The sequence below is a fragment of the Mycobacterium sp. E3298 genome (assembly GCF_001666895.1).
In the GTDB taxonomy this organism is placed as follows: Bacteria; Actinomycetota; Actinomycetes; order Mycobacteriales; family Mycobacteriaceae; genus Mycobacterium.
This window is the reverse complement of record NZ_LZJB01000256.1, coordinates 1-13,507: the sequence shown is the minus strand read 5'-3', so window position 1 is coordinate 13,507 and position 13,507 is coordinate 1. Positions and strand designations below refer to the sequence as shown.

Annotated in this window: 13 protein-coding genes; 12 read left to right on the top strand and 1 reads right to left on the bottom strand. The window is 69.2% G+C overall.

Features of this window, described 5'->3' with window-relative positions; genetic code table 11:
- Positions 1 to 22 precede the first annotated feature (22 nt).
- From A9X05_RS11880 to A9X05_RS11865, 4 genes are all read left to right on the top strand, one after another.
- Complete coding sequence (locus A9X05_RS11880) at positions 23 to 1,573, top strand: HD domain-containing phosphohydrolase (RefSeq protein WP_082954864.1); 1,551 nt, start codon at positions 23 to 25, stop codon at positions 1,571 to 1,573.
- Between the two features lie 69 nt (positions 1,574 to 1,642).
- A complete protein-coding gene (gene mddA / locus A9X05_RS11875) occupies positions 1,643 to 2,398 on the top strand; it encodes a methanethiol S-methyltransferase (RefSeq protein ID WP_067781559.1) in 756 nt (251 codons plus the stop codon).
- A 72-nt stretch (positions 2,399 to 2,470) separates the two neighbouring features.
- The gene (locus A9X05_RS11870; RefSeq protein ID WP_067781556.1) at positions 2,471 to 2,953 is read left to right on the top strand and encodes a cation:proton antiporter regulatory subunit; all 483 of its coding nucleotides are present in this window, start codon (positions 2,471 to 2,473) and stop codon (positions 2,951 to 2,953) included.
- 4 nt (positions 2,954 to 2,957) lie between these two features.
- The gene (locus A9X05_RS11865) at positions 2,958 to 4,091 is read left to right on the top strand and encodes a cation:proton antiporter (RefSeq protein WP_067781553.1); all 1,134 of its coding nucleotides are present in this window, start codon (positions 2,958 to 2,960) and stop codon (positions 4,089 to 4,091) included.
- A gap of 30 nt (positions 4,092 to 4,121) precedes the next feature.
- Here A9X05_RS11865 and A9X05_RS11860 read toward each other — a convergent pair whose 3' ends face one another.
- Positions 4,122 to 4,661, bottom strand: coding sequence for an Rv3235 family protein (locus tag A9X05_RS11860; protein ID WP_197499031.1), 540 nt, complete (start codon positions 4,659 to 4,661; stop codon positions 4,122 to 4,124).
- 184 nt (positions 4,662 to 4,845) lie between these two features.
- Between A9X05_RS11860 and A9X05_RS11855 the strand changes: the two genes are divergently transcribed.
- From A9X05_RS11855 to A9X05_RS11820, 8 genes are all read left to right on the top strand, one after another.
- Positions 4,846 to 6,264 (top strand): wax ester/triacylglycerol synthase family O-acyltransferase, encoded by a 1,419-nt coding sequence (locus A9X05_RS11855; protein ID WP_067759060.1) that lies wholly within the window; start codon positions 4,846 to 4,848, stop codon positions 6,262 to 6,264.
- 44 nt (positions 6,265 to 6,308) lie between these two features.
- The gene (gene ppk2 / locus A9X05_RS11850; RefSeq protein ID WP_067759063.1) at positions 6,309 to 7,169 is read left to right on the top strand and encodes a polyphosphate kinase 2; all 861 of its coding nucleotides are present in this window, start codon (positions 6,309 to 6,311) and stop codon (positions 7,167 to 7,169) included.
- Positions 7,166 to 7,669, top strand: coding sequence for a hypothetical protein (locus A9X05_RS11845; protein ID WP_156675742.1), 504 nt, complete (start codon positions 7,166 to 7,168; stop codon positions 7,667 to 7,669). Before ppk2 ends, A9X05_RS11845 begins: the two co-directional genes overlap by 4 nt.
- A gap of 139 nt (positions 7,670 to 7,808) precedes the next feature.
- The gene (locus A9X05_RS11840; protein ID WP_067759091.1) at positions 7,809 to 8,960 is read left to right on the top strand and encodes a ferredoxin reductase; all 1,152 of its coding nucleotides are present in this window, start codon (positions 7,809 to 7,811) and stop codon (positions 8,958 to 8,960) included.
- A gap of 97 nt (positions 8,961 to 9,057) precedes the next feature.
- The gene (locus A9X05_RS11835) at positions 9,058 to 10,341 is read left to right on the top strand and encodes a fatty acid desaturase (RefSeq protein WP_067781550.1); all 1,284 of its coding nucleotides are present in this window, start codon (positions 9,058 to 9,060) and stop codon (positions 10,339 to 10,341) included.
- Between the two features lie 60 nt (positions 10,342 to 10,401).
- Positions 10,402 to 11,463: an AraC family transcriptional regulator gene (locus A9X05_RS11830; protein WP_082950285.1), complete on the top strand. Its 1,062-nt coding sequence runs from the start codon at positions 10,402 to 10,404 to the stop codon at positions 11,461 to 11,463.
- A 74-nt stretch (positions 11,464 to 11,537) separates the two neighbouring features.
- Entirely contained in the window at positions 11,538 to 13,028 is a 1,491-nt protein-coding gene (locus A9X05_RS11825; protein WP_067781547.1) for an NAD(P)/FAD-dependent oxidoreductase, read from the top strand.
- A 29-nt stretch (positions 13,029 to 13,057) separates the two neighbouring features.
- Positions 13,058 to 13,507 (top strand): hypothetical protein (locus A9X05_RS11820; protein WP_067781577.1); only part of this gene is annotated, 450 nt, incomplete at its 3' end.

The window sequence follows — 13,507 nt, the reverse complement described above, 5'->3', positions numbered from 1 at the left end:
TGAGCTGGGCACAATGAGGCCCATGTCGGAGCCCGAACTGCCGACCCGGGCGGAGCTGCTGGCCGCGCTGTCGGTGGCGATCGACCTGGGTTTGGGCCAGCCCGCCGAGCACATGCTCCGGGCGGCGCTGATCGCGACCAGGCTTGCCGACCGGCTCGGGCTCGACACCGACGAACGGGATTGCACCTATTACACGACCCTGATCATGTGGATCGGCTGTCACGCCGACTCCCACGAATACGCGCGGTGGTTCGGCGACGACATCGCCGTGCGCCACGACTCGTATCTCGTCGACTGGTCCGGGCTGCCCTACCTGCGGTTCCTGGCCGGCAACGTGGGGCGCGGCCAGCCGCTGACGCACCGATTGAGCGTCATGGCAACGCTTTTCGCCAACGCGCGCGGCCACATCTCCCGCCTGATCCACTCGCATTGCACCTCGGCGGCCGTCCTGGCCGACCGAATGGGGCTGGGGCCCGACGTGCAGGCGGCCGTGGCGTTCGCCTTCGAGCGCTACGACGGCGGCGGGTTGCCCGCAGGCGCCCGGGGCGACGAGATCCCGATCCAGATGCGCATCGCTCAGCTGGCCGACATGGTCGAGGTGCACCATCGCACCTACGGCGTCGCGGGGGCCGAGGCCATGGTGCGTGATCGGCGCGGCGGGCAATTCGACCCCCAGGTCGCCGACGCCTTCCTGCGTCACGGCGAGCAGATCCTGGCCGGCCCGCAGGCCGGCGACTCCTGGGCCGCGGCACTGGCCGCCGCGCCCGATCGGGATCAGCGGCTCGACGACCGGTCGCTGGACGCCCTGCTCGTCGCCCTCGGCGACTTCGTCGACCTGAAATGCCCGTTCACCCTTGGGCATTCGCGCGCGGTCGCCCGGCTCGCCGGGGACGCCGCGCGGGCCGCGGGCGTCGACGCCGACGCGGTGGCCCTGACGCGACGCGCGGGTCACGTCCACGACCTGGGCCGCATCGGGGTGTCGAACCAGATCTGGTCCCGGGAGGGGCCGCTGACGGCCTCGGAATTCGAACGCGTGCGGCTGCACCCGTATCTGACGGTCCGCATCCTCAACCAGGTGCCCGGCCTGCGGCAGCTCGCGGAGGTCGCGGGCAATCACCATGAATGCCTGGACGGTTCGGGGTATCCGCGTGGGCTCGCCGGCTCCGCGCTCGGTCTGCCGGACCGGATCCTGGCCGCCGCGGTCTGCTATCAGTCCGCCTGCGAGCCCAGGCCGTATCGCGAGCAGATGTCGCCGGACGCGGCGGCCAGGCGGCTGCGCGGCCGGGCGCAGGCCGGTGAACTGGAATCGGTCGCCGTCGAAGCGGTGCTGCACGCGGCCGGTCAACCCGCGCAGCGGCCCAAAATGCGGCCGGACGGGTTGACCCCCAGGGAGATCGAAGTGCTGTGCCTGGTCGCGCGCGGCGCCTCCAACAAGGACATCGCGGCGTCGCTGGTGATCAGCGAGAAGACCGCCCGCAACCACGTCGAGCGCACCTACGCCAAGATCGGCGTTTCGAACCGCATCGGCGCCAGCATGTACGCGCTGCGCAACGGACTGGTCAAAAATACCTAGTGCCCCGCCCGGGGAAGATGAGGCAAACGACCTATGGTCGAGCGCTCGCACGCGGCGGACACTTAGCCCATGAAGCGATATCTGACGCTTGGTTACGGCGCCGCGGCGTACCTGCTCTTCCTCGCGGCGTTCCTGTATCTCATCGGTTTCGTGGGCAATTTCGCGGTGCCCCGAAGCGTCGATCATGGGCTCGCCGCGCCCATCGTCCAGGCCATCCCGATCAACGCGGTCCTGGTCGCCCTCTTCGGGGTGCAGCACAGCGTGATGGCCCGGCCCGCGTTCAAGCGGTGGTGGGCACGCTTCGTGCCGTCGTCGATCGAGCGCAGCACCTACGTGGTGTTCTCGAGCGTCGTGCTCGCCCTGATGTACTGGCAATGGCGGACGATGCCGACAGTCGTCTGGGAGGTGCGGATGCCGGCGGCCCGCGCGCTGCTGTGGGCGCTGTTCTGGCTCGGCTGGGCGATCGCGCTGCTGGCGACGTTCCTGATCAACCACTTCGACCTGTTCGGGCTCCGGCAGGTGTACCTGGCATCGCGCCAACAGCCTTACACCAGCGTCGAATTCCGCGTCCGGCTCCTCTACCGCGTGGTGCGGCACCCCCTGATGCTCGGGATGGGCATCGCGTTCTGGGCCGCGCCCGTCATGACGGCCGGGCATCTGTTGTTCTCGGTCGGCATGACGCTCTACATCCTGGTCGCCACCCAGCTGGAGGAGCGGGACCTGGTCGCGTCGCTGGGCCACCAATACCTCGATTACCGCCGCGAGGTGTCGATGCTTGTGCCTATTCCGCGACGCCGAGCTGCGGGGATGGCGCGGCAGGGCTGAGTCTCTAGCAGTTCCGTAGGAGGTCGGCGATCCGGCGCCCGCGCCCCCGTCCCACCTGTCAGGATTGACGGTATGGATGTCAAGGAGGTGCTGCTGCCGGGCGTCGGTCTTCGCTACGAGTTCACCGATCACAAGGGCGACCGCATCGGCATCATCGCCCGGCGAGGCGGCGATTTCGAGGTCGTCGTCTACGCCCGGGAGGATCCCGACGAGGCCCGCCCGCTCCTGCACCTCAGCGAGGAAGAGGCCGAGGTGGTGGCCGCGATCCTCGGGGCGGCCCGGATCGCCGAGCGGTTCACCGAACTGGCCCGGGAAATACCCGGGCTCGAGACCGGGCAGGTTCACATCCTGGCCGGCAGCCCGTTCGTCGACCACCCCTTGGGCGACACCCACGCCCGCACCCGCACCGGCGCCTCCATCGTCGCGATCGTGCGCAACGACGAAGTGCTCGCCTCGCCCGGGCCGGCCGAAATGCTCCATGCCCGAGACGTTTTGATTGTCATCGGAACCCAGGACGGCATCGCCGGCGTCGAGCAGATAATCGACAAAGGCTGAGCCGGTGCAAATTTCGTGGGCGCTGCTGCTACAGCTCGGCGCCCTCCTGGCCACGCTGGCCGTATTGGGCGCCGTGGCAAGGCGATTCGCTTTGTCGCCGATACCGGTCTACCTGCTCGCGGGCCTGTCCCTCGGTAAGGGCGGCATCCTGCCGTTGGACGCGGGCGGCCAGTTCATCACGACGAGCGCGCCCATCGGCGTCGTGCTGCTGCTGCTGACCCTGGGCCTGGAGTTCTCCGCGGCCGAGTTCGCCACCAGCCTGCGCCACCACCTGCCGTCGGCGGGCGTCGACATCGTGCTCAACGCGGCGCCCGGCGCGGTCGCGGGCTGGCTGCTCGGACTGGACGGCGTCGCGATCCTGTGCCTGGCCGGCGTCACCTACATCTCCTCGTCCGGTGTGATCGCGCGCCTGCTGGAGGACCTGCACCGCCTCGGTAACCGGGAGACGCCGGCGGTGCTGTCCGTGCTGGTGCTCGAGGACTTCGCGATGGCGGCCTACCTGCCGCTGTTCGCCGTGCTCGCCGCGGGCGGCGGATGGCTGCACGCGGTCGGCGGCATGGTGGTGGCGGTGGCCGCGCTGCTGGCGGCGTTCGCCGCGTCCTACCGCTGGGGCCACCACGTGGGACGGCTGGTCGAACACCCCGACTCCGAACAGCTGCTGCTCCGCGTGCTCGGCATCACCCTGATCGTGGCGGCGTTGGCCGAGTCCCTGCACGCATCCGCCGCCGTGGGCGCGTTCCTGGTGGGGCTCACGCTGACCGGCGAGACGGCGGAACGCGCCCGTCAGGTGCTGGGCCCCCTGCGGGACCTGTTCGCCGCGATCTTCTTCCTGGCGATCGGCTTTTCGGTCGACCCGCACGCGCTGATCCCGATGCTTCCGGCGGCGCTGATATTGGCCGCGGTGACGGCGGCGACCAAGGTGGCCACCGGGATCTTCGCCGCCCGGCGCGACGGGGTGGCGCGGCGCGGGCAGCTGCGGGCGGGCACGGCGCTCGTCGCCCGCGGCGAATTCTCGCTGATCATCATCGGCTTGGCCGGCACGTCGATCCCCGCGGTCGCCGCGCTGGCGACGTCGTACGTGTTCGTCATGGCGATTCTGGGTCCAGTGCTCACCCGCTACACGCCGGCGGCCCGCTGACGCCCGCGGCCGGGCCTTGATCACCGGCGGTCAACCGATGTGGAGGGCCACCACCAGCCACCGGGCGCCGGCGTCGGCGGGCATCCGCTCGACACGGCAGGCGATGGCATGGACCCGGTTCCCCCGGCTGTAGGAGCCGGACACCTCGGCGGCGGCATCCGGGTCCCGATGACCGGCCGGCTGCAGCCGCACCCGGCGCAACACCGCGGCGCCCGCGCGCCCGGTGGCCGACTGACTCACCGCGACAACGGAATCCACCAGGCTGGGCGTCAGCAAGGGGCGCAGTTGCGCGGCCGGTCGGCGGCGGTCGATGACCTCCAGCACCCGGCGCAGCGCAGCGTCGGCGAACGCCGCCGCCTGGCGCATCTGCGGCGACGTGGCCGCGCGGACCGGCTCCGCGGGTTGCCGCCCGGGCGGGTAGGGGCGGGGGCCGCGGCGGCGCAGCGGTGCCCGCGCCGATGGCCGGCACGCGGGAACGCTCGGCGGGACGTCTTGCGGGGGAGGCTCGTAGTCGACGACGGGCAGGACGGCGAAGGCGTCGGACGGACCCGCGACAGGACTGCTGTTCACCACGCACTCTCCAACTCTTCGGTCGAACCGTGAGCCCGCTGGAGAGGGGCAGGCAGTGGTCATCATGGCACAACCGCGGCCCGCGCGTACCCGCGCTCGGCCGGGACCCGTCGAGACGATTACCGTGGGCGGGGCATCTCCTTAAGCAACAGGGCGATGATTCGACGAGGAGGACTGCGCCCTTATGGTGACCCGGCTGTCCCCATCGGACGCGTCGTTTTTTCGGCTGGAAAACACGGCCACCCCGATGTACGTCGGATCGCTGTCGATCCTGCGCAAGCCGCGCGCGGGATTGAGCTATGAGACGCTGCTGGCCACCGTCGAACAACGGCTGCCGCAGATCCCGCGCTACCGGCAGAAGGTCCGGGAGGTCCGGGTCGGTTCGGCCCGCCCGGTGTGGGTCGACGACGCCGACTTCGACATCACCTATCACGTGCGGCGCTCCGCGTTGCCGTCGCCGGGCAGCGACGAACAGCTGCACGAGCTGATCGCCCGCCTGGCCGCCCGGCCGCTGGACAAGACGCGGCCGCTGTGGGAGATGTATCTGGTCGAGGGCCTGGCCAAGAACCGGGTCGCCCTGTACACGAAGTCGCATCAAGCCTTGATCAACGGCATGGCGGCGCTGGAGATCAACCACGTCATCGCCGACCGCACCAGGCGTCCCCCGGCGCTGCCCGAGGACATCTGGGTCCCGGAGCGCGACCCGGGTAACGCGCGGCTGATCTTCGGCGCCATCGGCGACTGGTTCGTGGGGCCGGGCACCCAGCTGCAGGCCGTCGGGTCGGCCGTCGGCGGCCTGGTGACCAACCATGGCGAGCTCCTCGCGGCCGGCCGGCGGGTCGTCGATTTCGCGCGGGCGGTGGCGCGCGGCACCGCGCCGAGCAGCCCGCTCAACGCCACCGTCTCGCGCCACCGGCGGTTCACGGTGGCGAGCTGCAACCTCGAGGACTACCGCACGGTGCGCGCGCGGTATGACTGCGACGTCAACGACGTGGTGCTCGCGGTGATCACCGGGGCGCTGGGCAACTGGCTGATGTCACGCGGAGTGGCGGTGTCGCCGACGGCGACGGTGCGGGCCATGGCGCCGCTGCCGGTCTACGCCGACGGCCAGCTCGACGCGACCGGCCCCGGCCAGGCCATCAGCCAGGTGACGCCCTTCCTGGTCGACCTGCCGGTGGGGGAGCCGAACGCGGTGGTGCGGCTGTCGCAGATCGCGCACGCCACCGAATCCAACCCGACGGGTGCGCGCCTGGTGGACGCCAGGACCATCGTCACCCTGTCGGGCTTCGCGCCGCCCACGCTGCACGCCATGGGTATCCGCGTCGCCACCAGCTTCCCCACCTTCTCCCGGCGGACGTTCAACCTGCTGATCACCAACGCGCCCGGGGCCCAGTCGCAGATGTATGTCGCGGGCACCAAGCTGCTGGAGACCTACTCCGTGCCGCCGTTGCTGCACAACCAGGCGCTGGCCATCAGCGTGACGTCGTACAACGGCATGCTGTATTTCGGCATCAACGCCGACCGCGAAGCGATGAGCGACGTGGAACTGCTGCCCGGCCTGTTGAGCCAATCGCTCGAGGAATTGCTGGAAGCTTCCCGGTAATTAGTCCAGGTGAAAACCTGTGGCCGGTTCTATCATTCGTTGATGTGAGCACCGCGACGAAAAGCCCCAAGGCGAAACCGGCGAAATCGGCGGAGCCGAAAGCGCCCAAGATTTCCGAAGAGGTATACCGCGCCGAATTGTTCCGCCTGCAAACGGAATTCGTGAAGCTGCAAGAGTGGGTACGGCACACCGGCCAGCGCCTCGTGGTGATCTTCGAAGGCCGCGACGGGGCGGGCAAGGGCGGCACCATCAAGCGGATCACCGAATATCTCAACCCGCGCGTCGCCCGCATCGCGGCGTTGCCCTCGCCGACGGAACGCGAACGCGGCCAGTGGTACTACCAGCGCTACATCGCCCATCTGCCCGCCAAAGGGGAGATCGTGCTGTTCGACCGGTCCTGGTACAACCGCGCCGGCGTCGAAAAGGTCATGGGATTTTGCACGCCGCAGGAGCATGCGCTGTTCTTGCGGCAGACGCCGATCTTCGAGCAGATGCTGATCGACGACGGGATACTGCTGCGCAAATATTGGTTCTCGGTCTCCGCTAACGAGCAGCTGCGCCGGTTCAAGGCGCGCCTGAGTGACCCTGTGCGGCAATGGAAACTCAGCCCGATGGACACCGAGTCGCTGTATCGGCGGGAGGACTATTCACGCGCCAAGGACGAAATGATGGTGCACACCGACACCCCCGTCAGCCCTTGGTACGTCGTGGAATCGGATATCAAGAAGCATGCGCGGCTGAACATGATGGCGCATCTGCTGGCTACCATCGAATACCACGACGTCGAGCGGCCCCACGTCAAACTGCCCAAGACCCCGGTGGTGAGCGGGAACTACCAGCGCCCGCCGCGTGAGCTGTCCAAGTACGTCGACGACTACGCGGCCACACTGATGGGGGATACGTGACGCTGGTCTACATCCCGGCCACGCTGGCCATGTTGCAGCATCTGGTCGCCGACGGCTCGTTGATGCCCGTCAACGGCACCGCGTTCGCGCTGACGCCGACGTTGCGGGAGTCCTACGCCGAGGGTGACGACGACGAACTCGCCGAGGTCGCGCTGCGCGAGGCCGCGCTGGCGTCGCTACGCCTGCTGGCCGAATCGGAAGCGGAGGGGGGCTTGCCGCCGCGGCGCGCGGTGCTGGCCGCCGAGGTCGGCGACGTCACCTTCCGTCCCGACCTCGACGACGCCGTGGTGAGGCTCGGCGCGCCCGTCGCACTCGACGAAGTGGTCGCCGCCTACGTCGACAACGCGGCGGCCGAGCCGGATGTGACGAAGGCCATCGAGGTCATCGACGCCGCCGACTTGGGTGACGAGGACGCCGAGCTGGTAGTCGGTGACGCTCAGGACCACGATCTGGCCTGGTACGCAAACCAGGAGCTGCCGTTCCTGCTCGAGCTGCTCTGACGCCGAATGTGACGCGTTCGGGGCGTGCCACCCTGGCTACGCAACCGTAGGTTACGGTACCGTAGGTTTCGTGAGGCCCCAGGAATCGACCACAATGGTGAGCGCAACCAAGACGCCGCGTAGTGAGCAGGAGCTTCCGCTGGGCAGACGTAACCCCGCTATCAAGGGCAACGTCGTCGAGACCAAGCGACCCGTTGTCGCGGGCGCGGACCGGCATCCCGGCTGGCACGCGCTGCGCAAGATCGCCGCGCGCATCACCACACCGTTGCTGCCCGACGACTACCTGCACCTGGCGAACCCCCTGTGGTCCGCGCGAGAACTGCGGGGCCGCATCCTCGAGGTGCGCCGCGAGACGGAGGATTCCGCGACCCTGGTGATCAAGCCGGGGTGGGGCTTCGACTTCGACTACCAGCCGGGTCAGTACATCGGGATCGGCCTGCTGGTCGACGGACGCTGGCGCTGGCGGTCGTATTCGCTGACGTCCAGCCCTGCCGCAACGTCCGGATCCGGCTCCGCGCGCACCGTCACCATCACCGTCAAGGCGATGCCCGAGGGTTTCCTCTCGACCCACCTGGTGGCCGGCGTCGCGCGCGGGACCATCGTCCGGCTGGCCGCGCCCCAGGGCAACTTCGTGCTGCCCGACCCGGCGCCGTCGTCGATCCTGTTCCTCACCGCCGGATCCGGGATCACGCCGGTGATGTCGATGCTGCGAACCCTGCTGCGGCGCAACCAGATCGGTGACATCACGCACGTGCATTCGGCGCCCACCGAATCCGACGTGATGTTTCGCGCCGAGCTGGCCACGCTCGCGGCCGAGCACCCGGGCTACCGACTGAAGCTGCGGGAGACCCGCTCGCAGGGCCGGCTCGACCTCGCCCTGCTCGACCACGAGGTGCCGGACTGGCGCGAACGCCACACCTGGGCCTGCGGGCCGGAGGGCATGCTGGCCCAGGCCGAGAAGATCTGGTCGGCCGCGGGCATCGGCGACCGGCTGCACCTGGAGCGGTTCGCGGTGTCCAAGGCCGCGCCGGCCGGCGCGGGCGGAACGGTCACCTTCGCGCAGAGCGGCCGCGCCGTCGCCGCCGACGCCGCCACGTCGTTGATGGACGCGGGGGAGGGGGCCGGCGTGCAGATGCCGTTCGGCTGCCGAATGGGTATATGTCAGTCGTGCGTGGTGGGTCTGGTGGAAGGTCACGTTCGCGACCTGCGCACCGGCGTGGAACACGATCCGGGCACCCGGATTCAGACGTGTGTCTCGGCCGCCTCGGGCGACTGCGTGCTCGACATCTAAAGGCTACTCACAGGTAACCTACGGGTTCGTAGGTTACGATAGCGTAGGTCTTGACCTGTTCAGGACGGACAAATCAAACCGTAGGGAGAAGAAGACGATGGCGATCACCGACGTCGACGTATTCGCCCATCTGACGGACGCCGACATCGAAAACCTGGCCGTTGAGCTGGACGCCATCCGCCAGGACATCGAAGACTCGCGCGGCGAGCGGGACGCCCACTACATCCGCCGCACCATCGCGGCCCAGCGTGCGCTGGAGGTATCCGGCCGGCTGCTGCTGGCCGCCAGTTCTCGCCGCTCGGCCTGGTGGGCCGGCACCGTAACGCTGGGCGTGGCCAAGATCATCGAGAACATGGAGATCGGCCACAACGTCATGCACGGCCAGTGGGACTGGATGAACGACCCCGAGATTCACTCCTCGACGTGGGAGTGGGACATGAGCGGGTCGTCCAAGCACTGGCGCTACACCCACAACTTCGTGCACCACAAGTACACGAACATCCTCGGGATGGACGACGATGTCGGCTACGGCCTGCTGCGCGTCACCCGCGACCAGCGCTGGAAGCGCTTCAACATCTTCAACCTGGTCTACAACACCATGCTGGCGCTGCTCTTCGAGTGGGGCGTCGGCCTGCAGCACGTGGAGATCGGCAAGATCGTCAAGAAGCGGATGGAGCACGACGACGCCCGGCAGCGGGTCGACGAGTTCCTGGCCAAGGCCGGCCGGCAGGTGGTGAAGGACTATGTCGCGTTCCCGGCGCTGACCGCGCTGTCGCCCGGCGCCACGTACCGATCCACGCTGAAGGCCAACGCGGTGGCCAACATCATCCGCAACGTGTGGGCCAATGCGGTCATCTTCTGCGGCCATTTCCCCGATGGCGCAGAGAAATTCACCAAGACCGACATGATCGGCGAAACCAAGGGGCAGTGGTACCTGCGCCAGATGCTGGGCAGCGCCAACTTCGAGGCGGGGCCTGCGCTGCGGTTCATGAGCGGCAACCTGTCCCACCAGATCGAGCACCACCTGTTCCCGGACCTGCCGAGCAACCGATATGCGGAGATCGCGGTGCGGGTGCGCGAAATCTGCGACAAGTACGACCTGCCCTACACGACCGGGTCGTTCCTGGTGCAGTACGGCAAGACGTGGCGCACGCTGGCCAAGCTGTCGCTGCCGAACAAATACCTGCGCGACGACGCCGACAATGCGCCGGAAACCCGCAGCGAGCGGATGTTCGACGAGCTGGGGCCCGAATTCGCGGGCACCGACCCGGAGACCGGCCGCCGGCGCGGGCTGAAGACCGCCATCGAGACCGTGCGCGGCTGGCGGCGCGGCAAGCGCGCGCAACGCGACGCGCGGCGCGCGGACGACTTGGCGGCCTAGCGCAGCGCGTGCGGACGCGGTGTGGCCGCCGTCCCGCGCTCGTTCGCCATACTGGGATGCGTGCAGGTGTTCGTCGGATCGCACGTGTCGCACTGGGATTTCCCGCGCAGCATGGCCAGCGTCGCGTTGATGGCCGAATTCGGTTGCGCGAATGGCATTGCCATGGCGGACGTGCTCAACGGGACCGGCCTGACGGAGGCCGACCTGCGCGACCACAACCGGATGATCGTCGGGCGTCAGGAGCTGGCGGTCGTCACGAACCTGGTGAACCTGCTGGGTGAAGCCGCCGACCTGGGGACGCGCGTCGGCGGCGGCTATCACGTCGGATCGCTGGGCATCTTCGGTTTCGCCTGCCTGACCAGTTCGACACTGGGCGACGCCGTCCGGTTCGCTGCCCGGTTCTACGAACTCAGCTACGGCTTCTGCCTGCCGACCGTCACGGTGGACGGGCCGGTGGCGGCGCTGCGGCTCGACCTGCCCGACGTGACCGGCCCGGTCGCGGAGTTCCTGGTCCGGCGCGACCTGGCGGCCATCGCCCAGGTCATGGCGGAGCTGCTCGGCCGTGCGGTCCCGTTCACCTCGATCGAGTTCACCGGTCCGGCGCCGTCCTCGGATGCCCTGGCCTGCAAGGCATTCGGCGTGACCCCGCATTACGATGCGCCGGCGAACGTGGCGCGCTGGCCGGCCGAACTGCTGGACAACCCGCTGCCGCAGGCCAGCGAGATCAGCGTGGCCATGTGCGAGCAGCAGTGCCGCGCCCTGTTGGAGCGGCGCCGGGCGCGGACCGGTGTCGCCCGGCAAGTCCGTGAGCGGCTGGCCTCGGTCGACGGCGAACCGCACACCATCGGGGCGGTCGCCCGGCAGCTGGCGATGAGCGAGCGGACGCTGCGGCGGCGGCTGGCCGAGGAGAACACGACCTTTCGGGACCTCCTCGAGGAGGTGCACCGGGTCCTCGCCGAGGAGCTGTTGGCGACGGGCGCGCTGTCGGTGGACGACGTCGCGTTGCGGCTTGGCTACGCGGAGGCGACGAGCTTCATCGCCGCGTTCAAGCGGTGGACGGGCACGACTCCCGCGCGCTACCAGCGGTCGGTCGCGCCGCGCGGGCGGTTGGTCGCCGTCTGATCGTGGCCGGAATTATGGATTTGCCGACCGCAATCGGTTGCCGGTGACGGGCGCCCCGGGCCTACTTTTCATTTATGACTTCGACTCGTCCTCGCGTATTGGTCATCGGGGCCGGCTTCGGTGGCCTCGCCGCCGCCTACGAGCTGTCCCGGGATGGCCTGGCCGACGTGACGGTGCTGGAGAAGGCCGAGGACATCGGCGGTGTGTGGCGGGAGAACACCTACCCCGGTGCCGCCTGCGACGTGCCGTCGAACTTGTACTCGTACTCCTTCGCCCGCAAGACCGACTGGGGGCGGCGGTATGCCGAGCAGGCGGACATCCTCGGCTACATCCACGACACCGCCGACCGGTTCGGCCTTCGCGAGCTGGTGCGCACCGGGGTCGAGGTCACGTCGGCGGCCTTCGACGACGGCACCGCCACGTGGCGGGTCGAGACCTTGTCCGGCGAGATCTACGAGGCCGACGTGCTGGTGCCCGCGGTGGGGCAGTTGTCGCGGCCGGCGCTGCCGAACATCCCGGGCCTGGATACGTTCGCGGGTCCCTCTTTCCATTCGGCGCAGTGGCGCCACGACGTCGACCTGGCCGGCAAGCGCGTCGCCGTCCTCGGCACGGGCGCATCCGCCATCCAGTTCGTCCCGCGCATCCGCCAGACCGCGCAGCGCGTCATCGTGTTTCAGCGGTCAGCGCCCTACATCGTCCCCAAGCCGGACCGCGCCTACACCGGCGCGCACCACGCCGCGTTCGCCAAGGCGCCCGGCTTCGCCTCCGCCATGCGAGGCCTGATCTGGGAGATCTCGGAGTTCTTCGGCCTCGCGCTGACCAAGGTCGCCCCGCTCGCCCGGCTGGTGGGCGTCGCCGCATCGGCAAACCTCAAGTGGCACATCAAGGATCCGGTGCTGCGGGCGAAGCTGACCCCCGACTACCCGATCGGCTGCAAGCGCGTGCTGTTCAGCAATGACTGGTACCCGGCACTGGCCAGCGACAACGTCGACGTCGAGACCGGCGCGATCACCGAGGTGACGGCCACCGGGGTGCGCACCGCCGACGGCAGGCTGCACGAGGTCGACGTCATCATCTACGGCACGGGGTTCAAGGCCACCGAATTCCTGGCCCCGATGATGATCACCGGCCGCGACGGTCGGGACCTGCAGTCCGAGTGGGCGGAAGGCGCCCGCGCCCATCTGGGCATGGCCGTGCCGGGCTTCCCGAACATGTTCCTGATCTATGGCCCGAACACCAACCTGGGCAGCAGCTCGATCATCCTGATGATGGAGCAGCAGGCCCGCTACATCCGCCAGGTCACCGAAGAGCTCGCCCGCGGGGGTGTGGTGCGCGCGTTCGAGGTTCGGCGCGCCGCGGAGCAGGCCTACGACGCCGAGGTCCAGGCCCGGCTCGACGCCGGCGTGTGGACCTCGTGCGACTCCTGGTATCGCGCCGCATCGGGCCGGGTCACCACCAACTGGCCCGGGCTGGTGCACGAATATCAGCGCCGCACAAGGGCGGTCGCGTTCGCCGACTACCTGGAGGTGTTGCCCAAACCGGTGGCCGAGGAGATCAGCGCCTGACCCGGAGCCGCCGGGACTACGCTCAAGGCATGCTCGCAGCGTTCGGATTCGAAACCATGGGTGTCGTCGTCGGCGACATGTTCTTCGTCGACCCGCGCCCGCTGGAAGGTCAGGAAACCCCGGAGCGGGGCGTCCGGCTGGAACTGCGGATTGTCGACCGGGACGAGCCGCAAGGGTCGATCTACGCCGGCGTCCCGATCGGCTTCAACCGCCCGGTGTGGCGGGTGGATCTGTTCGGCTCCACCGAAAGCCCGCCCGGGACCCTGGACCGGGCCCATCACCACCCGAAGTTCGACGGGTGGGAGCCCGGGCGACGGCACTTCGTCCCCGAGCTGTCGGCCGACCCGGTCGCCTGGCTGACCGATCAGCTCGCCGACCCGGCCGCCGTGCTGGCCCGGGCGGGGGTCGATCCCGACCAGGTCCCCGAAGCCGACAAGGCCGGCCTGGCCGCGTCCGCACCGGAGATCGTCGCGGCGGTC